Annotated in this window: 19 protein-coding genes; 14 read left to right on the top strand and 5 right to left on the bottom strand. The window is 43.0% G+C overall.

Going from position 1 to position 21,909, the window contains the following annotated elements:
• The first annotated feature begins 2 nt into the window (after window positions 1–2).
• Genes C427_RS00960 through C427_RS00925 form a run of 8 tightly spaced genes read left to right on the top strand, consistent with a single transcriptional unit; the run spans window position 3 to window position 6,920 of the window.
• A complete protein-coding gene (locus C427_RS00960; RefSeq protein ID WP_226991150.1) occupies window positions 3–278 on the top strand; it encodes a monovalent cation/H+ antiporter complex subunit F in 276 nt (91 codons plus the stop codon).
• Complete coding sequence (gene mnhG / locus C427_RS00955; protein ID WP_007638188.1) at window positions 271–612, top strand: monovalent cation/H(+) antiporter subunit G; 342 nt, start codon at window positions 271–273, stop codon at window positions 610–612. Before C427_RS00960 ends, mnhG begins: the two co-directional genes overlap by 8 nt.
• Entirely contained in the window at window positions 609–1,589 is a 981-nt protein-coding gene (locus tag C427_RS00950) for a DUF4040 domain-containing protein (protein ID WP_007638187.1), read from the top strand. The genes mnhG and C427_RS00950 overlap by 4 nt, the downstream gene beginning before the upstream one ends.
• Window positions 1,586–1,945 (top strand): cation:proton antiporter subunit C, encoded by a 360-nt coding sequence (locus C427_RS00945; protein WP_034899398.1) that lies wholly within the window; start codon window positions 1,586–1,588, stop codon window positions 1,943–1,945. The genes C427_RS00950 and C427_RS00945 overlap by 4 nt, the downstream gene beginning before the upstream one ends.
• Before the next feature lie 5 nt (window positions 1,946–1,950).
• Window positions 1,951–3,441 (top strand): monovalent cation/H+ antiporter subunit D family protein, encoded by a 1,491-nt coding sequence (locus C427_RS00940; RefSeq protein WP_007638185.1) that lies wholly within the window; start codon window positions 1,951–1,953, stop codon window positions 3,439–3,441.
• The gene (locus C427_RS00935) at window positions 3,438–4,904 is read left to right on the top strand and encodes a monovalent cation/H+ antiporter subunit D family protein (RefSeq protein ID WP_007638184.1); all 1,467 of its coding nucleotides are present in this window, start codon (window positions 3,438–3,440) and stop codon (window positions 4,902–4,904) included. Before C427_RS00940 ends, C427_RS00935 begins: the two co-directional genes overlap by 4 nt.
• Window positions 4,904–5,221 carry a hypothetical protein gene (locus tag C427_RS26115; RefSeq protein WP_051075179.1) on the top strand — a complete coding sequence of 106 codons (318 nt, stop codon included), beginning with the start codon at window positions 4,904–4,906 and terminating at the stop codon, window positions 5,219–5,221. The genes C427_RS00935 and C427_RS26115 overlap by 1 nt, the downstream gene beginning before the upstream one ends.
• Window positions 5,211–6,920 (top strand): Na(+)/H(+) antiporter subunit D, encoded by a 1,710-nt coding sequence (locus tag C427_RS00925; protein ID WP_007638182.1) that lies wholly within the window; start codon window positions 5,211–5,213, stop codon window positions 6,918–6,920. The genes C427_RS26115 and C427_RS00925 overlap by 11 nt, the downstream gene beginning before the upstream one ends.
• 553 nt (window positions 6,921–7,473) lie before the next feature.
• Here the strand turns inward: C427_RS00925 and C427_RS26110 are convergent.
• From C427_RS26110 to hutC, 4 genes are all read right to left on the bottom strand, one after another.
• Window positions 7,474–7,635, bottom strand: a complete 162-nt coding sequence (locus C427_RS26110) for a hypothetical protein (protein ID WP_007638181.1) — start codon at window positions 7,633–7,635, stop codon at window positions 7,474–7,476.
• 357 nt (window positions 7,636–7,992) lie between these two features.
• Window positions 7,993–9,513, bottom strand: coding sequence for a histidine ammonia-lyase (gene hutH / locus C427_RS00920; RefSeq protein WP_007638179.1), 1,521 nt, complete (start codon window positions 9,511–9,513; stop codon window positions 7,993–7,995).
• Complete coding sequence (gene hutU, locus C427_RS00915) at window positions 9,513–11,192, bottom strand: urocanate hydratase (protein WP_007638178.1); 1,680 nt, start codon at window positions 11,190–11,192, stop codon at window positions 9,513–9,515. The genes hutH and hutU overlap by 1 nt, the downstream gene beginning before the upstream one ends.
• Window positions 11,193–11,201: 9 nt before the next feature.
• A complete protein-coding gene (hutC, locus tag C427_RS00910) occupies window positions 11,202–11,933 on the bottom strand; it encodes a histidine utilization repressor (protein ID WP_007638176.1) in 732 nt (243 codons plus the stop codon).
• Between the two features lie 110 nt (window positions 11,934–12,043).
• Between hutC and hutI the strand changes: the two genes are divergently transcribed.
• Together hutI and hutG are read left to right on the top strand one after the other, a co-directional pair.
• On the top strand, window positions 12,044–13,255 hold the full coding sequence (gene hutI / locus C427_RS00905; protein WP_007638175.1) for an imidazolonepropionase: 1,212 nt from the start codon (window positions 12,044–12,046) through the stop codon (window positions 13,253–13,255).
• A 5-nt stretch (window positions 13,256–13,260) separates the two neighbouring features.
• Window positions 13,261–14,211 carry a formimidoylglutamase gene (hutG, locus tag C427_RS00900; RefSeq protein WP_007638174.1) on the top strand — a complete coding sequence of 317 codons (951 nt, stop codon included), beginning with the start codon at window positions 13,261–13,263 and terminating at the stop codon, window positions 14,209–14,211.
• Window positions 14,212–15,027: 816 nt separating this feature from the next.
• Here the strand turns inward: hutG and C427_RS00895 are convergent.
• The gene (locus tag C427_RS00895; protein WP_007638171.1) at window positions 15,028–17,208 is read right to left on the bottom strand and encodes a penicillin acylase family protein; all 2,181 of its coding nucleotides are present in this window, start codon (window positions 17,206–17,208) and stop codon (window positions 15,028–15,030) included.
• A gap of 205 nt (window positions 17,209–17,413) precedes the next feature.
• Between C427_RS00895 and C427_RS00890 the strand changes: the two genes are divergently transcribed.
• The 4 genes from C427_RS00890 to C427_RS00875 all read left to right on the top strand — a co-directional run bounded on the left by C427_RS00890 (window position 17,414) and on the right by C427_RS00875 (window position 21,880).
• Window positions 17,414–19,018: an ABC-F family ATPase gene (locus C427_RS00890; RefSeq protein WP_007638170.1), complete on the top strand. Its 1,605-nt coding sequence runs from the start codon at window positions 17,414–17,416 to the stop codon at window positions 19,016–19,018.
• Between the two features lie 64 nt (window positions 19,019–19,082).
• On the top strand, window positions 19,083–19,757 hold the full coding sequence (locus tag C427_RS00885) for a nitroreductase family protein (RefSeq protein WP_007638169.1): 675 nt from the start codon (window positions 19,083–19,085) through the stop codon (window positions 19,755–19,757).
• A 359-nt stretch (window positions 19,758–20,116) separates the two neighbouring features.
• Window positions 20,117–20,977, top strand: a complete 861-nt coding sequence (locus C427_RS00880; RefSeq protein WP_226991149.1) for a hypothetical protein — start codon at window positions 20,117–20,119, stop codon at window positions 20,975–20,977.
• An 84-nt stretch (window positions 20,978–21,061) separates the two neighbouring features.
• Complete coding sequence (locus tag C427_RS00875; protein ID WP_007638166.1) at window positions 21,062–21,880, top strand: sugar phosphate isomerase/epimerase family protein; 819 nt, start codon at window positions 21,062–21,064, stop codon at window positions 21,878–21,880.
• Window positions 21,881–21,909: the final 29 nt, after the last annotated feature.

Below are 21,909 nucleotides of genomic sequence, written 5' to 3'. Positions count from 1 at the left end.
GCATGTACATTATCGTCTCAATCGCCATACTGGTGACCATGGTATTAGCCCTCGTTAGAGCTTTAATGGGCCCAAGTGTTTACGACCGTGTATTGGCGGTCAATGTGTTTGGCACAAAGACAGTATTGCTGCTGTCTGTTATCGCATTCCTTTACGGTCGGCCGGATTTTCTCGATCTAGCGCTAGCCTACGCCTTGATCAATATGGTCGGGATCCTTGCGGTATTGGAATTCTTCCAAAATCGGGCACGAAAAGAGTCGAGCTCCAAAGATGATTGATATCGCGTTGGATATTCTAAGTTGGATCTTGCTTGTTTTAGGTGGTGCTTGTGTGCTGATAGGCGGTATAGGAGGCCTGCGTTTGCCAAACTTTTACACCAGAATTCATGCCGCCAGCCTTACTGATACTATGGCAACCATTTTGATCTTTGTTGGTATGATGCTGCAAGCTGGCTTAACTTTGGCCACTTTAAAATTGTTCGCTATCATGCTATTTCTGCTGTTAACGGGTCCAACCGCTACCTATGCACTAGCCAATGCGGCACTGTTATCCGGTCTCAAACCAGACGCTGGAACTACTAGCGATAAACCCAAGGAAAACACGCCAGAATGATATTCATATTTGGGTTGTTTCTACTCACCCTACTCGTCATTACCGCGATAGCTATAGTTCGTACTGAAGACCTTTTCGTCGCAGTCATGCTTACATCTATCTTTAGTTTACTGATGGCTGCCAACTTTTTTATTCTGGATGCTGCCGATGTAGCACTAACAGAAGCCGCGGTGGGTGCTGGAGTAACGACAGTCATTTTCCTGTGTGCGCTAGCGCTAACTGATGACAAGGAGAAACCTCGACAGACAGGACGTTGGGTAGCTTTTGGTACTGTGGGCGTGCTGGCACTACTAATTATTTACGCAACCTTCGATAAACCAAGGCTTGGCGACCCAGATGCCCCAGTGCATCAACATATTGCGCCATGGTATATAGAGAAAACCACTGAATATATCGATATACCCAATGTAGTCACAGCTATTCTGGGCTCTTTTAGAGGTTACGATACACTTGGCGAGGTATTTGTAGTTTTTGCTGCATGTATCGGAGTTTTATTTATCCTTGGTGTGAGCCCTCCACAAAAAACTCGACAAGTAGTCGAAAAAAATAGTGGTCTACGCCATCATCTGATACCTCAAGTGGTCGGTCGGTTACTGATACCTTTTATCGTGCTATTTGGGTTGTATGTGCAATTTCATGGGGAGTACGGGCCAGGTGGGGGATTCCAGGCAGGCGCTATTATTGCTACAGGTGTCATCCTTTATGCGTTGCTCGAAGGCGAAGCTGAAGCCCTACGAGCAATCCCTCGTAGGGTGTTACTTGGCATGGTTGTAGGCGGTTCGCTACTGTATGGCGGTGTTGGTGTGGCGTGTATGTTTATGGGTGGAGCCTTTCTAGATTATTCTGTATTGGCAGCCAACCCCATATTTGGACAGCAGCTAGGGATCTTAATTATTGAGGCCGGAGTTGGGATGGCTGTTTGTGGAGCCCTTCTGGCTATTTTCCATGCTTTTGCAGCCCGTGAGATATTGACATGAATTTTTTAGAACTACTGGGCTATTTCAATTATTGGGTTTTTGCTATTATTTTAACGATCGGATTGTATGCAGTAATCAATAAAGTCAATTTAATTAAAAAATTAATTGGATTATCCATCTTTCAATCAGCAGTCTTCCTTATGTATATCACCATGGACAAGGTAGAAGGCGGCACGGCCCCCATCATTCAAGAGGGTGTGGAAGATCAGATATTTTCTAACCCACTGCCTCAAGTGCTGATACTAACAGCCATAGTTGTAGGGGTATCTACCCTCTCATTAGGCTTGGCTATAGTGGTGCGTATCAGTGAATGTTACGGCACTATCGAAGAAAACGAAATTTTGGACGCCGACTAACTACTATGGATTTATTAACACACCTTCCTGCATTGCAAGTTGTGGTTCCGATGTTATCGGCCCCACTTATTGTTTTATTACAGCCACGTGGTCTAGCATGGGCGGGAGCAACTGCCGTTGCTGTGCTCAGTTTTGCCATTGCAGTGGCTCTTACCATTGCGGTATTAGACGGTCAAACCATTGAATATGCCATGGGTGGGTGGCCCGCACCTTATGGTATTGCCCTGTCGGTAGATGCGTTTAGTGCGCTGGTATTACTCGTCATTACGGGCGCGGCAGCAGCAGCCCTGCTAGCGGCCAAACCCAGCATTGACCAACAAATAGAAATCGAGCGTCAACCGCTTTTTTACTCGGCTTGGCTACTTGTTCTTTCTGGGCTGGTAGGAATAGTTGTATCCGCAGACGCCTTCAATATCTTTGTATTTATGGAAATTTCATCACTCGCCAGCTACATATTGATAGCGGGTGGTCCAGACCGACGCGCGCTACCTGCTGTTTTTAAATATCTGATGATGGGCACTATAGGTGCAACCTTCTACCTTATTGGTGTGGGTCTTATTTACATGATGACTGGCACGCTTAACTTGGCTGATATGGAAGCGCGGATTGGTGATGTCACCGATATTAATCCAATCCTTGTTGCAGCAGGATTCATTACTATTGGTTTAGCCCTAAAAGCTGCGGTGTTTCCAATGCATGTTTGGGTCCCAAATGCGTATACACATGCACCACATATGGTGACAGTGTTTCTCGCAGCTTGCGCCACCAAGGTTGCACTATATGTATTAATACGTTTCGACTACATGGTATTTCAGGCCACGCTTGATGCTCACGAGATCCAGTTCGCGATGTTTATGATGCCCCTAGCAATTTTAGGGATACTTATTGCCTCAGCAGTCGCAATGTTTGAAGGGCATCTTAAGAGGTTGCTTGCTTCATCTTCTATTGCACAAATCGGCTATATTTTGCTGGGTGTCAGCTTTGTGAGTATTGCAGGGTTAAGTGCCAGTGCCATGCATATATTCAACCATGCGTTAGCAAAAGGCGGGCTGTTTCTCGCTGTTGCCTGCCTTGCTTACCAATATCGCGACTTACGCCTAAACCAACTCGGCGGTGCATCTGCACGTATGCCTTGGACTTGCGCAGCTTTTGTGGTCTGTGGTTTAAGCTTGATCGGTGTCCCCGGCACTGCAGGGTTTATCAGTAAATGGATGCTAATTAATGCTGCACTTGAGAGCGGACCATGGGGCTGGGGCTTAGTCGCTATCATTCTTATAAGCTCATTGATGGCGGTAGTATATATCTGGCGCATCGTTGAAGCACTTTACTTCCAGGTTCCTGTTGAGGGAAAAACCCCGCTACCTGAAGCACCAATGCAATTATTATTGATTACTGGGCTGATTGCGGTGATGAACATATACTTTGGAATATTTCCGCAGGTTCCATTAGAGCTAGCAAATAGTGCTGCAGCCCTGCTATTAGAGGGCTCACGATGACACCAGAAACCGCAATATTAGTCGCCATTGGCATCCCATTAGTAGGCGCACTAGCTATTGCTCTTGCTGGGCGCATAAGTCCTAACCTGCGTGAAGCAGCTACTGCAATTACCTCACTGTCATTAATTTGGGTAGTCTGGGGGCTGTTGCCCATTCTGATGGATGGTGGACGTCCCTCAGTAGAGGTAAGTCAGGTGATGCCGGGTCTAACCATTGCTTTTACAGTGGAACCGCTGGGCATGTTATTTGCTGCCTTGGCATCAGGTCTTTGGCTTATCAACTCAATATATTCCGTAGGCTACATGCGTGGCAACAAAGAGCAAAACCAAACACGCTTTTTTGCCTGTTTCGCCCTTGCTCTTTCCGCCACTATTGGTGTAGCTTTTGCCGGCAATCTGTTTACTTTATTTTTATTCTATGAACTGTTAACGCTTTCTACGTATCCGCTGGTAGCCCACAAAGGTGATGCTGCTACAGTGCGTTCAGCAAGAATTTATTTAGGTGTTTTACTTAGCACATCAATCGGTTTATTTTTACCTGCGATAATTTGGACCTACTCAGTGGCAGGAACAGGCGATTTTACCACTGGGGGTATCCTCGCTGGTAAGTTGAATGATCCTGAAATTGGTTTACTTCTAGGCCTATTCGTATTTGGTGTGGGTAAAGCAGCAGTGATGCCTGTTCACAAATGGCTACCTGCAGCAATGGTTGCACCTACGCCAGTGAGTGCCTTACTGCATGCCGTTGCAGTGGTAAAGGCGGGTGTATTTACTATCACAAAAATTATCGTTTACATATTTGGAATTGATTTTCTGTTTGAAGCTTCCAGCTCCCAATGGTTGTTGTATGCTGCAGCATTTACCATCATTACTGCAAGCTTAGTGGCATTACGGCAAACCAACATCAAACGCCTACTTGCTTACTCTACTATTGCCCAACTTTCGTATGTGGTTATGGCCGCAGCTATACTTAAACCACTAGCAGAAGTAGGTGCAGCTATACATATGGTTGCTCACGCTTTTGGCAAGATAACTTTATTCTTTGCGGCAGGAGCCATTTACGTTGCCTCCAAGAAAACCGAAATTCATCAATTACGCGGTATTGGTAGGCGAATGCCATGGACCATGGCGGCATTTACGATCGGAGCGCTGAGTATGATCGGTGTCCCACCCACAGGCGGTTTTGTATCTAAATGGTATATTTTAGCTGGCGCATTTGAAGCCAATAATCTTGTAGCCGTATTCACCATCATTGCCAGTACAGTGCTAAACGCAGCGTACTTTTTACCCATTTTATACATGGTTTGGTTTGAACGCGAAAAAGAAGGTGGCAACGAACATGGAGAAGCACCGTTTTTAGCCGTGTTAGCATTGTGTTTAACCGCATTACTGACACTCGCTTTCTTCTTGTTTAACGGTCCAGTAATTGAGTTGGAAAGCCAAGTAGTGAAGGGGCTGGGTTAATGAACAATGATGAAAAACAACTCCACTGGTTAGTCCGACCGTCAACTGTTCGTAAGTTGTGGATTGGTTCCAGTGTAGTACTCACCTTGGTGGTACTTGCGCAGACAGTTATATACGTTAAAGGTTATTTTGGCTTTGATGCTTGGTTTGGATTCGGTGCAATTTACGGATTTGTCAGTTGTCTGGTAATGGTGTTAATGGCAAAATTATTGGGCCTAGTGCTCAAGCGCCCCCTAGACTATTACGACGAAACTCAGCCTCATACGAACCCAGACCCGAGTCAGAACAAGATAAAGGAGAGTAACAATGGAATTTGAACTTTTCTCTCCTGCATTTATCCTGCTCATTGCTGCTGTTCTAATTTGTCTGGTAAAAGGTCATGGGCGTACCGCAGTCATATTAGTAGCCCCCATAATCACCCTATGGGCGATATGGCAAGTCCCTGATGGCGTTCAAAGTACCGTAAAATTTCTTTCATACAATATTGAACCCCTTGAGGGTAGCCCCCTAAGGCGATTGTTCGCTACCATTTTTGCAATCATGGTCTTTGTGGGAGGGCTGTATTCTTTTCGAGTAGCACGTTGGTATGAACTTGCCGCTGCTTTTGCATACGCCGCGGGTGCCATAGGTGTCTGTTTTGCTGGTGACCTGATTACCATGTTTTTGTATTGGGAACTAATGGCGATATTTTCCACCATTGTTGTTTGGTGTGGCGGTACGGCTGGCGCAAGAGCAGCGGGGATACGTTATGCCATTATGCACCTTCTCGGGGGCGTGGTGCTTAAAGTTGGAATTGAAGGTGTGGTTGTGAGTACTGGTTCTATCCAAATTCAACCTATGCTGGCAACAGATTTTAGTACATGGATGATACTGATTGGTATATTAATAAACGCCGCAGCACCGCCTGTTTCCGCGTGGCTTGCAGATGCTTACCCAGAATCCACTCCAACCGGCTCGGTGTTTCTGTCGGCATTTACAACCAAAACAGCTGTGCTGGCACTTATATTGTTGTTCCCCGGCGAGCCTGTGTTGATTGGCATAGGTTTGATTATGGTTATGTACGGCATCATCTTTGCCCTACTTGAAAACGATGTTCGGCGCATTTTAGCCTACTCTGTGGTTAACCAGGTCGGTTTCATGGTGGTTGCTGTGGGTATTGGCACCGAAATGGCACTCAATGGGGCGACGGCACATGCTTTTGCACACATTATTTATAAAGCACTGTTATTTATGAGTGCGGGCGTGGTTATCTATCGCACGGGTAAAAATAAATGTATGGAGCTGGGTGGTCTTTTTCGCACTATGCCGCTAACCTGCGTCTGCGGTATTATAGGTGCTTTAGCCATTTCAAGTTTTCCACTGACATCAGGCTTCACCACAAAAAGTATGATTTCCCAAGCTGCAGTTGATGGAAATCTAGTATGGGTGTATATGGCATTAACTGCCGCATCTGCCGGTGTGTTTTTACATGCTGGGATAAAATTCCCATGGTTTGTGTTTTTTCAAAAAGATTCAGGTTTACGACCTAAAGATGCACCTTGGAATATGGGACTGGCGATGGTCATTTTTGCCAGCTTGTGTGTTTTACTCGGTGTTTTCCCCGAGATGCTTTATAGCTTGCTTCCCTATCCAGTTAATTATGAACCGTATACGGTTGGCAAAGTATTGTTCTATTTACAATTACTATTATTTTCAGGACTTGCGTTCTTCGTGCTGTTGCCACTGATGAAACGAACTATGACAATAAGCCTCGACACTGATTGGTTATGGAGACGTGCAGCCGTTTCATTGGTGAGAATAATAGAGCAAGCACTTAGTTCGATCGGTGAAGTTATTGCAGTACAAAGAGTACGTTTGCAGAAATTGTTACATCGGATCGCCATCAATTACTTGGGGCAACCCCACACGGCTGACAGTAAAGAAAGAGGCGTGTTTGCCCGTTCTTGGCCTGTAGGCACCACCGCTTTATGGATTGCAGGGTTATTATCGGCCTACGTGCTGCTGTATTACTTGTAGCAGTAGTACTTAGCCGTATTGCCCTGGTAGGCAAAGTTCATTACCACAAGTCCCGGCGCTGCTAACACTAAGCGTCAAAGTCTAATCACTGGGACTACGTAAAGTGGGCTGAACTAAGTGCTCGATAAAAAGAGTACAGGACTAAAACGTGCAATATTGATAAGTTGAACCATTAGTAAATAAAAATATTTTACGTGGCGCACTGCAGTTTTGGCTCTACACCTTTCTATAGCCTCAAATTCCGCATAAAAAACGGAGCAAATTAGACGCATTTTACGTCGTTCGTATTTACAAAAATTTGGGCTCATTTGTTACTTATAAACTTATACGCTTGTTAGGTGATGATTGTCTTAACACAATAGAGAAACCCGTTTGGTTTGAATTTGCGTCAGGTTCAGCTGTAGCTTGGAATTTTCCCGTTATTAATGAAATAAATGTAAGGGTAAAATTCGAAATAACTGAATCAACTACGATTGCATTGCCTACACTTTCACTCGTTATATAAGTGTAGGAGCCAGACGAATTGAAAGTATTGGCCCCATCGCCTAAAACATTATGAGTTTTTGCTGTATTTGAAAAATACCACCATGAAAGTACCAGCACTTACGAATGGAGCAGAGACGCTAGCATTTGAGATGCTGTTGCTGCTTTCGCCGCAACCCATCGCAGAAAAGATGTCGACTAGAAATAATCCAAATAATTTTAGGTTATTCATATTTACTCTCAATACCATTTGGATCAATTAAACCAAATACTAGGCGTGCAAACACTTCAAAGTATATTCGCGGAAGTCGGATTAGGTACGAACGCTATAATCATAATTACGTCAACGTTTCGGGGAAATTTTTACGGTATTTCATAAACTGAATCTTTTAAAAGGCGTAATATAAGTTTGCTGTTTTGTGAGCAAACCATGTATTTACCCAAACTTTTAAGTCTGGATAAATACGCAAAGTAAAAATAAAACACAAATAAAAATAGCAAAATACATAATCACCTCTGTAGAAATGAAGCATTAACTTGCATAAGATGCACATTTGTTGAACTAGGAAGGTTCTATAAGCAAACTTGTTTACAACAAGTCAATATCAACGATATCCAACAAACTACGATTCACTATCAACTTTTTGGCATTTTCAATATCAGGTGAAAAATATCTATCTTTGTCATAAAAAGTCACTTTTGTACGCAGCAACGCTTTAACTGATTTGAGCTTATCGCTGGTTTCAAGTGGCAATCTAAAGTCTAACCCTTGGCTAGCCGCCAGCCATTCTATGGCCAAAATACCCGCTACATTGTCGAAAATATCCCATAATCGTCTGCCTGCAAAGGTGGCCATAGACACATGGTCTTCTTGATTAGCCGAAGTCGGTAATGAATCTATTGATGCTGGGTGGGCTAGGGTTTTGTTTTCGCTGGCAAGCGCGGCACTGGTCACTTGTGCAATCATAAACCCAGAATTCACCCCTCCGTTATCCACTAAAAATGGGGGTAAACCACTTAGGTGCGAGTCAATCAATAACGCCATGCGTCTTTCAGACAAGGCACCGATTTCGGATAAAGCAATGGCTAACATGTCTGCGGTCATAGCAACGATTTCAGCGTGAAAATTACCACCTGAAAGAATATCGCCACTATCAGAAAATACCAATGGGTTATCTGATACCCCATTAGCTTCTATTACAAGCGTCTGTGCGGCAAAACGCATTTGTTGCAAACAAGCGCCCATCACTTGGGGTTGGCAACGCAGCGAATAAGGATCTTGGACTTTTTCACAGCCGCCGTGGGAGTGACCAATAGAGGATTCTTTTAATAAACCTCGGTAAGCCGCCGCCACATCAGTTTGTGCCTGATGGCCACGCACCTCATGAATACGTTCATCAAAAGGCACTCTCGAACCCAGTGCAGCCTCGACACTTAATGAACCAATGGCGATACTGGAATTTAATGCATTTTCGGCACAAAACAGACCTCTTAGGGAAAAAGCTGTTGACGCCTGAGTCCCATTGAGTAGGGCCAATCCTTCCTTAGGTGCGAGTGCAATTTTCTCAAGTCCCGCTATTTTTAAGGCGTTTTCTGCTGAAATTCGGGTGCCTTGATAGATGACTTCACCTTCTCCTAATAGCACTACGCTCATGTGGGCCAGCGGCGCTAAATCGCCCGAAGCACCCACCGAACCTTTTTCAGGAATAGCAGGGTAGATTTCTTTGTTGTACAAGGTAATCAGGGCTTCAATCACTTGTAAGCGAATACCTGAATAACCTCGAGACAGCGAGTTTATTTTAAGTAATAACAACAAACGCACTACATCTTCAGACATAAAATTGCCAATACCAGCAGCATGTGACAGCACTATGCTGCGTTGCAGAAGTTCTAACTCCGACACATCAATTTTAGTATTAGCTAATAGACCAAAACCAGTATTGATCCCATACACAGTTCTATCTTCTGCAATCACATCCAACACTACCATTTCAGCTTTATGAATAGCCTCATGAGCACCAGATGATAAGGAAATAGGGATATGCTGACGGTACACGTCTCTTAATTGAGATAGGGTGAGTTGCCCCGGATTAATTTCGATACGTTCCATTACTTATCTCCCTCGTTGTCTAACATCGGCAGGTCTAAATTGTGCTTTCTGGCGCATTCTTTAGCCACGTCATAGCCTGCGTCAGCATGACGCATAACGCCTGTAGCAGGATCGTTGTGTAACACTCTAGCGATACGCTTGTCGGCATCTTCCGTGCCATCACACAGAATAACTACACCGGAATGCTGACTGAATCCCATGCCAACGCCGCCTCCATGATGCAAACTTACCCATGTTGCGCCACCAGCAGTGTTTAGTAGCGCATTAAGTATCGGCCAATCTGATACCGCGTCTGAACCATCTAACATATTTTCTGTTTCACGATTAGGTGAAGCAACTGAGCCTGAATCTAGGTGATCGCGACCAATGACTATGGGTGCCGATAGTTCACCGGTTCTGACCATTTCGTTAAAGGCCAGCCCCAGTTTTTGCCTTTCACCTAAACCCACCCAACAAATACGTGCAGGTAAACCTTGGAACTGAATGCGCTCTTTGGCCATATCTAACCATTGATGTAAGTGCGCGTTATCTGGAATTAATTCTTTTACTTTTGCATCGGTTTTATAGATATCTTCTGGATTGCCAGATAATGCCACCCAACGAAATGGACCTATGCCTTGGCAAAATAAAGGCCTGATGTAGGCAGGCACAAATCCTGGGAAATCAAAGGCATTTGACACGCCCTCTTCTAACGCCATTTGCCGGATGTTATTGCCGTAATCCAGAGTGACCGCACCTTTAGATTGTAGGTCCAACATGGCTTTAACTTGCATGGCCATAGATTTTTTAGCGGCTTTCACTACTAATTTTTCATCGGTTTGACGCATACTTAACGCTTGCTCCAGACTCCAAGCTTTAGGCAAGTAACCGTTCAATGGATCGTGAGCACTTGTTTGGTCAGTCACCACATCTGGCGTTATATTGCGTCTAACCAATTCTGGAAAAACATCTGCAGCATTAGCTAGTAAACCGATAGAAACCGACTCACCAGCTAAATTGGCCTGCTTTAATAATTCCATAGCATGGTCGAGGTCTTGAGCCTTTTTGTCTAAGTATCCTGTTTTTATTCGAAAATCGATACGGCTTTCATCCACCTCAATCGCCAACATTGAAAAGCCAGCCATCGTTGCCGCAAGAGGTTGCGCACCTCCCATACCGCCCAAACCACCGGTTAATATCCAGCGGCCTTTGGGTTGACCATTAAAATGATGTTTTGCCACACTGACAAAAGTTTCATAAGTGCCTTGTACTATTCCCTGTGAACCAATGTATATCCAAGATCCAGCTGTCATTTGGCCATACATCATCAGGCCTTGTTTATCTAACGCATTAAAGTGTTCCCAGTTTGCCCAGTGTGGTACTAAATTTGAGTTAGCAATAATAACCCGCGGTGCATTTTCGTGAGTAGGAAACACACCTACAGGTTTACCACTTTGGATGAGCAAAGTTTCATCAATATTCAGCCGTTTGAGTACTTCAACAATTTTGTCATAACTTTGCCAGTCTCTCGCAGCGCGCCCAATGCCGCCATAAACCACTAAACTATGGGGATGTTCAGCTACTTCCACGTCAAGGTTATTCATCAACATTCTAAGGGGCGCTTCTGTCTGCCAACTTTTGGCGTTGAGTTGATTGCCTCTAGGTGCACGGATAGTGCGACTGGGGTCATATCGATTCATAAAAATGTCCTAATTAGAAGGGTGAAAATCAAGGTGACCACCTATTCGATAGCGGTTGCCTGGATGATATAAGCGGGCATAACTGACAATGCCTTTACTTGAGTAAGTGCGGCGACTTATTTTCAAACAAGGCTGGGTGATATCAATTTCCAATATATCGGCTAATTCTTTATTGGGAGATATAGCTTCAACAGAATGATCGGCCTGAGTCAGAGGCGCTACTTTGCTCAAATAATGATTCGCTGTAGTGTGTATAAAGTCTTGTTCAATATATTGAGGAGCTAAAGCAGGATTCACTAATCTGTCTTCTAATTGAATAACAAGCTCGTTTTCCATATGCACAACCTTAGTATGAAAAACTAAACTATTAGCCGACACTCCCAGCCAAACACTTTGTCGTTCAGATGCATGTATTGTATGCACGCCTAACACTTTGTTTGAATAGCGATGTCCGCGCTGAATGATCTCATCGTCTATGCTGCGTATTTCAAGAATCGAACTCATGGGTCGGCTGTCAGAAACAAAGGTACCTACACCTTGAGACCTCGCCAAAATGCCCTCCACTACCAATTCAGATAAAGCACGACGAGCAGTCATACGACTCACACCAAAACTAGCTGCCAGCTTATTTTCTGACAACACTTTGTCACCTGGGCACATGTCGCCACGTTCAATTTTGTCTAATAATGCAGACTTAATTTGTACAAATCTGGCTTGCACCGAAGATTTATTATCCATCATCAACCCATCCAGTATGTAAGAATAAAATGATATTAATACACTTGTACATACTTGTATATACAAGTATGTACAAGTAAACTCATATGTATATTAAATAAAGGGTATAACCCATGACTAAGCAGTGTGATGTAGTAATAGAAAATGTGCGTATTGCTTCGATGCAAAAAAACGGCAAAGCTTACGGCATACTTAGTCAATCTTGTGTTGCCATAAAAGACGGCAAAGTACTCGCCATATTCGGTAGTTCTGACACGTCCTACCAGAGTAGTAAAAAAGTCGATGGCGAAAACAAATGGTTACTACCTGGGTTTATCGACTGTCATACCCATCTGGTTTATGGCGGCAATAGAGCTAATGAGTTTGAGCAACGGCTACAAGGCAAAACCTATACTGAAATAGCCCAACAAGGCGGAGGTATTCAAGGTACGGTAAATGCCACCAGAGATGCATCTGAACTAACCTTGCTCACCAGTGCCATTAAACGCGCTGCGAGATTAGTTAAAGAAGGGGTGACCTGTATCGAAGTGAAGTCGGGTTACGGTTTAGATTTGGATACCGAATTAAAAATGCTCAAAGTCGCCAAACAAATTTCTGAGCATTTGCCTGTTAGTATTATTCCCACTTATCTTGGGGCGCATACTGTGCCCATAGAATACCGCTCTAACCCTGATGATTACGTTCAATTTGTTTGTGATCAAGTAATACCCGCTGTTGCTGGACAGCAATTGGCCAGTTGTGTTGACGTGTTTTGTGAAAGCATTGGCTTCTCGCCAGCACAATGCCGCAAGATTTTTGCAGCCGCTAAAACCCACAAACTCAATGTGAAGGCCCATGTTGAACAGCTCTCTGATTTAAAGGGTGCCAAACTTGCAGCTGAGTTTGGTGCCATCTCTGTCGACCATATTGAATATTTAGACCCTAAAGATATCCCCGCACTAAAACAATCGGGTACGGTTGCTGTGTTGTTACCCGGCGCATTTTATTATCTTAGTGAAACCCAAAAACCGCCTGTAGCCGCACTCAGGGCCAACAAGGTTCCTATGGCGATAGCCACCGACTTAAACCCGGGTAGTTCACCCATTGCATCCATTTTAACCATAATGAATATGGCGAGTGTGTTGTTTGGTTTGACTCCGGAAGAAGTACTTCAAGGTGTCACCCTGCATGCTGCCAAAGCACTAGATATTGCAAACAAAGGCCAAATTCAAACCGGGATGGATGCAGACTTATGCCTGTGGGATATCGAACACCCGGCAGAGCTGGTTTATGGTATTAACCAGCATAGGCCAGCTGCTAAGTGGTTCGCTGGAAGGGAGTGCTAAGCATTGTGACTACCTTAGAAAAAACCTACCATTGGCAAGGCCGTGAAGATACTGAAGAGGATCAAAACGGACTGCGATGGCATCAGGTGATGGATAATATTCAACCAACCAATAGTTGCAGTCTGCTTGGTTTTGAATGTGATTTAGGTGTGGCCGCTAATAAAGGCAGGGTTGGAGCAGCCAAAGGTCCAAATGTCATACGTAATGCACTAGCTAACTTAGCTTGGCATGCAGATTGTGATGTAAGGGATGCAGGCAATATCGTTGCTGCAACTCATTTGGCCGATGCCCAAACTCAATATGCCCAGCAAATCGCCAAGAGCCTAGGTGAAAATTCATTTGTGATTGGCTTAGGTGGCGGACACGAAATTGCTTGGGGCAGTTACCAAGGTTTGGTTCAGCATCTTGCTGCTAACACCAACAAAAAAATTGGCATCATTAATTTTGATGCCCACTTTGACCTACGTAATCCTGCGAAACAAACCAGTTCAGGTACTCCTTTTAGGCAGATTGCTGAATATTGCCAAGCTCACCATCAGCCTTTTCATTATGCCTGCTTAGGCGTAGCTTCATCGTCAAATACGGCAGCATTATTTAATTATGCCACGCACACTAAAACACAATATCTACTGGATATTGATTGTGAGCCCGAGACGGCTAAAAAGTGTATTACACCGATGTTAAAAGCAGTAGACGAACTTTATGTCACGGTGTGCCTTGATGCATTTCCGCCACATATTGCACCTGGCGTTAGTGCACCGAGTGCTTTGGGTATTTCAGTAGAATTTGTCATTAACATGCTGCATTGGATAGCTAAGTCAGAATCTGTTTTTCACTATAACTGGGGGCTTGCAGATATTGCTGAAATGAATCCCACTTATGATATTGATAACAGAACCGCAAAGCTGGCAGCAAGACTTATTTATGAGACGCTTGGAGCTAAATTTAGCCAGTAATAAATACATTTACCTAACCAGAATAACCACTTCAACAGCTTCAAATATATAAAGTTTAAAGATTAACCTGCAGGGGTTGTAAGTTTTATTACAGCATTCTGATTTTATAACTTTTAGATAATCAATCTAACTGCAATGTGTTGCTATTATAGTAGGAGCAGCGTGCCAACATCCAGTGGAGGCCATTCTTGAGCAACTCACTCAAGGTATGCGGATTATTAGGGACAAAAGAGTTAATGTTAAGGCGAAAACAAACATTAAATAAATCTACGTTTGTTAATAAATGAGAAATCGCTTAATGATGGGAAGAATAATTTAAAAGTTATATTTTACTTTCAATGCTTCGTAACGCCCTGACGAAACGTATTTGCCAGGGGTTTGGTTAAATTATTTCTTGAGTGTCAAATATTTCAAACCAGCACTGTAGCGTGTTGAAGCAAAAAAGGAATGAACGGTTACTTTTTTTAAATTAATTAAAGCCGGTCAGTTCAAGTTGCCGACTTTGATCGGCAATCTCCATATATAGTTTGTTTCCTTCAATAGCAGCAAACTCAGGACCTAAAACATTTGACGCACTTTGAAAACCCAGCACGTTATACCTCAACAAATGTTGCAAGCTCTAAATGGGTATCGAGAATAACATATGGATTTAGCCAAGCTTTCAGCAATTTGTAGATGGTTAGCTTGCACCAAAAAAATAACAGGCACCAATAACATCATGACTACAGAACGTATGGTAAAATATTACAACATATCAAATTTGATAATAATTTTGTCATAACACTCTATTTCAACAAGTAACAATAGATATTCAAACTACTCGCGGTAACCAGGTCGATATCTTTCAACCGCTCGTTCCAAAACATCATCCTTATAAAAAGCCACATCTTTAAACTGCCGCTCAGCATAACGCTTGGCCTGGTCATAAAAATGCGCTGATGTTGGATCGCCACTTTGGCCGCCGGCCAATAACGATTTCGCTTTTACTTTATCGCCAAATTCCACCACAGCCACAAAACTATTGCCACGGTAGCCATAAAGTTTTTTACTGCCATTGACACTACGCGCTCCAAAAGCAGCTAATGCACCCCAGCGCCCTGATGCCATGCCGATTGGAATACTCGGTTGTGTATCATCTACAGGCAAATCTATATCGCCTGTAAGCCTCTGCAATCGGTTGATGTCACCCCAAAGAGTATTCCACTGCCCAAAATCTGCAGTCAGCTTTTCTACTGCCGAATCAAAGATTGTTAATTTCTCTGAGCGCAGCGAGCCATTACCAAAATGTTCAATTATTTGCATAAAGCTTTTATCATCAGGACGCTTACCTTCAGCCAAATATTGCATGCCGTAATAATGTGCCAAAGACATAGCAACAGAATCCACAGATACTCGGTAATCCCATTGGCGCAGCACATTAATAGGTTCATCTAAAGCTCTAAGCGGCTTACGTGATTTGTCATACGCATCAATAAGACCTGTTATAAGCGTTTTGAATCCTGGTAAATATGGGTCATAAGCCACCTCAATTAACTTATCTAAGGTAAAGTCAGATTGACCTGTTAGTACTTGAACCGCATGTATGCCTCTGAAATTTTCAGGATCTGGAGCCATATAAGTTGGGTAGTCTTCCACTTTAGGACTGAATTCACCCGCAGCAGTAAAGGGAGTGGAGTTAGCGTTTTGGATCCAACCATTAGCAGGGTTAAGAATACTAATGGTTTCATCTACTGTGTGTAAGCCAGTCCAGTCTGTGTTTTTGATGGAACCATTCACTGGCTGTGAATAATCAAAACTAGGATCACGTTTGGGGATAAAATTACCGTGATAATAAGCGATATTGCCATCAGCATCGGCATAAACGGTGTTGTTAGATGAGTTGGTACGTATATCCATCATAGCCCGAAATTCGGCATGGTTAGCTGTTTTTGTTCGGGTAAATGACTGCTGTAAGGCATTGACGGGATCCCAATTTATCCTTGTTGTTACCCATTGCCCATTCACCATATGCGTTACTGGCCCATGATGAGTGCTAAAAGTAGGGAAGGTTTTAAATTTATACGTGTCTGCATCGCGGTACTTCAAGGTTATGTTTGTGGTATCAACCTGCAATTCCTCACCTTCGTATAGATAATATAAATCTTCGCCACGTTCTATAATGGTTTCAAGATATTCATCCATAAAATCTACACGGGTCGAAGTGTGCATCCAACCATTTTTCTGGTTAAATCCCTGATACACAAAAAATTGCCCCCACGTTACTGCCCCGTAGGCGTTTAACCCTTCTTCACTAACCACATGTACTTCTGGTCTAAAGTAAAAAGAAGTATGTGGATTAATCAATAACATGGCATCACCGGATTTTGTCAACTTACCTGAAATAGCAAACCCATTTGAACCACTTGGCTCAACCATAGCTAAATCTGGCGTATTTAAATGATCCGCTCTGTCGCCATAAAAGGCTGCCACCCCTTTCTCTGAGATTTGTTCAATATCGCCGCCAATTGAACCTTCAGAAAAAAACATCGGCATCCAAGGTTCAAACTTTGTCAGCAAAGCGGGTTTGACGTTTGGATGAGTAGCGAGATAATAATTAAGACCATCAGCAAAAGCTTCACATAGCGCTTTAAGTGCTGCTGGAGAATTTTGATAATCTAACTTTGCTTGTTCGACAGACATAAATAAACGCGCCCGCAAGTCACTGTACAATGCTTTTTCGCCTTCCACTTCTGCCAGTCTACCGATGGCCCAAATATAATTTCGCTCTACCCGCTTAAAATCATCTTCTGCTTGGGCATACAGCAAACCAAATACCGCGTCTGCATCTGTCTTGCCGTAGATATGTGGCACCCCAAAATCGTCGCGAATAATTTCAACTCGCTCTGCTCTGGCAGTCAAACGATCGATTTCGCTAATAACCGGTGGTGATGAGCATGCAGATACTAAAAGTATGAACACCACCACAACAACCGATTTTAAATTAAAGCTAAGAGTCATATACAATCCATTAGAAATTTATGTGCGTGATAATGCTACCAAGCAGTTTATAAGAAGTACAATTATACCAGTCTGTATAAATAATCATCAATTAGACTCGACTTTAGCGTCACATTTCCGTATAATGCGCGGCCTTTGTTTACCCGATGGCACAGAGCCGCTTGGCAAACATATCGATTAATTTTTAATTCTGGACGACCTACTTTTGATTTCTACTGCAAATATCACCATGCAATTTGGCGCTGCGCCTTTGTTTGAAAACATCTCGGCTAAATTTGGCCACGGCAATCGCTATGGACTGATTGGTGCTAACGGCTGTGGTAAATCCACATTTATGAAAATTCTCAGTGGCGACTTAGTGCCAAGCGCCGGTAATGTGTCGATTACTCCTGGCGACAAAGTCGGCACACTAAGCCAAGACCAGTTTGCCTTTGAAGGATACACGGTAGTCGACACCGTGATCATGGGTGATGCTAAGCTTTGGAAGGTTAAACAAGAGCGCGATGCCATCTACTCAAAACCAGAAATGAGTGAAGCCGACGGTATGCATGTGGCAGAGTTGGAAACCCAATTTGCCGAAATGGACGGCTACACAGCAGAATCTAGAGCCGGTGAAATATTATTACAGGCAGGTATCGCCGAGCACTACCATTTTGGACTCATGGCACAGGTAGCACCCGGTTGGAAACTGCGGGTGTTATTAGCCCAAGCATTGTTCTCAAATCCAGATATCTTGCTGTTAGATGAACCAACCAACAACCTTGATATCTATACCATCAATTGGCTTGGTGGAGTGCTTAACGAACGCAAATGCACCATGATAATTATTTCACACGATAGGCACTTTTTGAATTCAGTCTGTACCCATATGGCAGATATTGATTATGGCGAATTACGTATTTATCCTGGTAACTATGAGGCTTACCAAGCGGCATCATCATTGATCCAAGAACAACTACATACAGAAAATGCCAAGAAAAGTGCCGAAATTGACGAGCTACAAGCTTTTGTAAATCGTTTCTCGGCTAATGCATCTAAAGCGAAACAAGCCTCCTCTCGTGCCAAGAAAATGGAAAAAATCACCTTAGACGAGGTCAAATCATCCAGTCGCCGCACACCTAAAATTATGCTTAAACAGCACAAAAAATTACATCGTCAGGCTTTGATCCTTGAGCAGCTGAGTCACCAATTTGATGACAAGCCGCTATTTAACAACGCTGACTTAATTTTAGAAGCTGGCGCGAAACTAGCAATCATTGGTGAAAATGGCGCAGGTAAAACCACACTATTACGTTGTTTGATTGATGATTTACAAGCCACTAGTGGCGTAGTGAAATGGTCTGAAAATGCCAGCATAGGTTATTGCCCACAAGACAGCACTGCTGACTTCGACACTGATCTTACTTTGTTTGATTGGATGTCACAGTGGCGTACCCCAAAACACGATGATTTAGCAGTGCGCGGTTTGTTGGGTAGTTTATTATTTACCGCTGACGACTTTAATAAAAAAGCCAAGGTTTGCTCAGGTGGAGAAAAAAACCGCCTGTTATTTGGCAAGCTAATGATGTCAGATATTAATGTGCTTATTATGGACGAACCCACTAACCATATGGATATGGAAGCGATTGAAGCCTTAAACAACGCTCTCAAAAAGTTCGACGGCACACTCATATTTGTGAGCCACGACAGAGAATTTGTTTCATCTTTGGCCACTCGCGTCATAGAAATTACTGATCACGAAATCATTAATTTCCAAGGTACATACAATGAATATCTATCTAGTCGCGAGGCGGCATTGAAGGTAGCATAAAGTTAACTTCTGGCAAAAGGCGTCTCGATAAAATACAGTGGCTAAAAAATAGAAGAGACGCCCAATGCAAGATCATCATGCTTCACCTCTAGACGACTTTATTGAATATCCACCAGCAGAAATGCTGGTGCGGTCAAAACAATTTTATACTGATATCAAACGTCGCCATAGTGTTCGTAAATTTAGTGACCGTGAGGTGGCTAAAACTATCATCGAAAATTGTATCAAAGCCGCAGGCACTGCACCTAATGGGGCCAATCATCAACCTTGGCATTTTGTAGCCATTCATTCACAAGCAGTCAAAAAGCAAGTGCGTGAGCAAGCCGAAGCGCACGAAAGAGGTTTTTATGAAGGACGTGGAGGGGAAGAATGGTTAGATGCGCTCAAACCTCTAGGCACTGATGCAGATAAACCCTATCTAGAACACGCCCCTTGGCTTATCGCTATTTTCAGCAAAAAAAATACTGAACAAGAAGATGGACATAAACAAACCAACTACTACGTGCATGAATCTGTAGGTATCGCCACAGGTTTTCTCATCAATGCCTTACATTACTCTGGCTTGGCAACCCTCACCCATACTCCCAAACCAATGAGTTTTTTATCTAAGATATGTAACCGTCCAGATAACGAACGCCCTTACATGTTATTGATTGTGGGTTACCCTGCTGAAGATGCCTCTGTCCCAAACCATGCTATAAATAAAAAGCCACTCTGTAAAATAGCTACCTTTATATAATATAAGTGTATTTTCGTAGCTTCATCCTAATTATGCAGACAATATGCGACGGATCTTCAGCCCAAACATACACCTACAAAGATCCATATCGGTCATTAACTTTTATGTATCAGCGAGGGAACACTGTGAGATTAATCAAGCACCGCAAAACACTCATTATAATGCACAGCCCAGTTACCATTTTATTGATGACTTGGCTCTCCTAAGAAGTGGAGCCGTATTCTTAGGCAGACATTTGCAAAAATCTGATCGCAGCACCCATTAACTAGGTGAATATAACGGCATAAATAATCAAGAATAGATTTTCTTTGTATCAGAACACCAATTTTGTTAATTTACCGCTCCACTTGTTATCTTTTATGTCAGTAAATAAGCCCAACGTGAATTTTATTTTTCTCCTTCTCAGTCAGATTATCCTTTTCCCTGCACAGCCCAACATAAAGCTTGAAGTAATTGGGCAAGCTTCAACCAACTCTAATTTCGCACTTTTTGCTCCTCACGAAAACGAGAATGTAGCCAATGATTATGTTATCCAACAAATTATTGAACGTAGTGGAGTGTTCGTTATCTTGCGCCAAGACGGTAAACGCCTGATACGCTTCGACATTAAGCCTTTTGAAGTTGAAATAGATCCTAATCGCATTTTCACTGAGTCAGGTAGACGCAAAAACATCATCAAACACAATCCCACATTGCGAACTAATACTTATGTATTTCATCGAGCTATGCGTCTTTCGGCAGCTCTAGCTAAGCTTATTATCAGTAAACTGGGAGGCACAGAATCTTCTCGGGCATGGTTAGCTATACACAACAATACTCAAGGATATTCGGGTGATAATAAACAAGGAATGGGCAATATATCCATTCTGCAATATCAGCAAAAATTAGCCGATGGCGCTGCATTTATTATGGCTGTGAGTCAACAATACGGTGACGAAGATGATCTGTTTTTTGTTACCGAGCACCAGGATTTTAATGCTTTGCAACAAAGTGGCTGGAACACCGTATTGCAACATCCTCGAGTAGTCACAGATCCAGCACAAGACGACGGCTCTTTGTCGGTTTACGCGCAAAAATCAGGTATTCGCTATATCAATATAGAAGCAGAACGTTCAACCGATAACTTTGGCGAAAATCACTTAGCCGAACAGCAACAGATGCTTGATTATGTTTTAAATCGTTTGTTAAGTAAAAATACCAATATCAACTTAAGTGACTAACCGCACTGGCCTAATGAAATCAAAACAAAATCACATCCTCAACGCTGCTCACTATCAAGCAGCCTGCATTTGCGAGAACACTAAATGAAACTTAATTTTCATAAATCTTTTTGGGAAGCACCCTGTAATAACGAGCAGGACTTTAATGAATTAGTAAAACGTAGTTTTGGCGATGGCTATCAGGGTACCGAACTGTTCTTACCCTTCTTTGATATTGATACCGACACCACCCTTAAAGCCCATGCCGAACTCGGCCTCAACATCATTACCGGAATAGCGACGCAAGGAGACAACGTTCAAGCCCATCTCAAAAGCATGAATGCTCAAATTGAGCGCGCGGTTGAGTTTTCCCCTGTGCTTATTAATTCCCATACCGGCCGAGATATTTTCAGCCTTGAAGACAATTTGCGTCTATTTGAAAACGCCTTAACACTCGAACAAAAATACAATGTTACCATTACCCATGAAACTCACCGATTTAGACCCACGTTCAGTACATTCGATACTGAAAAAATTATCAAAGTGTTACCAGAATTAAAATTAAATTTGGATATCAGCCATTGGATGGTGGTGCATGAGTCTGACTTAAGCGACCAACTGACTCGTTTGGACACTATTTTTCCACACGTACATCACATTCATGGGCGAGTAGGTTTTGAAGAAGGGCCTCAGGTCACCAACCCTCAAGACGAACTGTGGGCAGGCCACTTAAAAAATCATGTCAATCTATGGCAAAAAGTGATCAACCTTGCCAAAAATAGAGGTCAAAAAACCTTTACCATTACTCCAGAATTTGGCCCCTTTCCCTACGCTCATGTGCAACCTAGTACCCATCAACCTTTAACCGACATTTGGGCTGCAAATAATTTCATGCAACAACATTTAAAAGAGAAACTCATTTAAATGTTGTTAGGGTTTAGCAAGGCACAACG

Origin of the sequence: Paraglaciecola psychrophila 170 (assembly GCF_000347635.1) — a bacterium.
GTDB lineage: Bacteria > Pseudomonadota > Gammaproteobacteria > Enterobacterales > Alteromonadaceae > Paraglaciecola > Paraglaciecola psychrophila.
The sequence above is the reverse complement of the archived record's forward strand: the minus strand, read 5'-3'. Positions and strand labels throughout refer to the sequence as shown.

Bases quoted from the DNA above. Each gene is read 5' to 3' on its own strand.
- hutU (WP_007638178.1), bottom strand. From the start codon at position 11,192: ATGAATCGATATGACCCCAGTCGCACTATCCGTGCACCTAGAGGCAAT.
- C427_RS00940 (WP_007638185.1), top strand. From the start codon at position 1,951: ATGGATTTATTAACACACCTTCCTGCATTGCAAGTTGTGGTTCCGATG.
- C427_RS26115 (WP_051075179.1), top strand. From the start codon at position 4,904: ATGAACAATGATGAAAAACAACTCCACTGGTTAGTCCGACCGTCAACT.
- C427_RS26110 (WP_007638181.1), bottom strand. From the start codon at position 7,635: ATGAATAACCTAAAATTATTTGGATTATTTCTAGTCGACATCTTTTCT.
- hutI (WP_007638175.1), top strand. From the start codon at position 12,044: ATGACTAAGCAGTGTGATGTAGTAATAGAAAATGTGCGTATTGCTTCG.
- C427_RS00935 (WP_007638184.1), top strand. From the start codon at position 3,438: ATGACACCAGAAACCGCAATATTAGTCGCCATTGGCATCCCATTAGTA.
- hutH (WP_007638179.1), bottom strand. From the start codon at position 9,513: ATGGAACGTATCGAAATTAATCCGGGGCAACTCACCCTATCTCAATTA.
- C427_RS00945 (WP_034899398.1), top strand. From the start codon at position 1,586: ATGAATTTTTTAGAACTACTGGGCTATTTCAATTATTGGGTTTTTGCT.
- C427_RS00950 (WP_007638187.1), top strand. From the start codon at position 609: ATGATATTCATATTTGGGTTGTTTCTACTCACCCTACTCGTCATTACC.
- C427_RS00925 (WP_007638182.1), top strand. From the start codon at position 5,211: ATGGAATTTGAACTTTTCTCTCCTGCATTTATCCTGCTCATTGCTGCT.
- hutC (WP_007638176.1), bottom strand. From the start codon at position 11,933: ATGATGGATAATAAATCTTCGGTGCAAGCCAGATTTGTACAAATTAAG.
- C427_RS00885 (WP_007638169.1), top strand. From the start codon at position 19,083: ATGCAAGATCATCATGCTTCACCTCTAGACGACTTTATTGAATATCCA.
- C427_RS00895 (WP_007638171.1), bottom strand. From the start codon at position 17,208: ATGACTCTTAGCTTTAATTTAAAATCGGTTGTTGTGGTGGTGTTCATA.
- C427_RS00875 (WP_007638166.1), top strand. From the start codon at position 21,062: ATGAAACTTAATTTTCATAAATCTTTTTGGGAAGCACCCTGTAATAAC.
- mnhG (WP_007638188.1), top strand. From the start codon at position 271: ATGATTGATATCGCGTTGGATATTCTAAGTTGGATCTTGCTTGTTTTA.
- C427_RS00960 (WP_226991150.1), top strand. From the start codon at position 3: ATGTACATTATCGTCTCAATCGCCATACTGGTGACCATGGTATTAGCC.
- C427_RS00880 (WP_226991149.1), top strand. From the start codon at position 20,117: ATGTCAGTAAATAAGCCCAACGTGAATTTTATTTTTCTCCTTCTCAGT.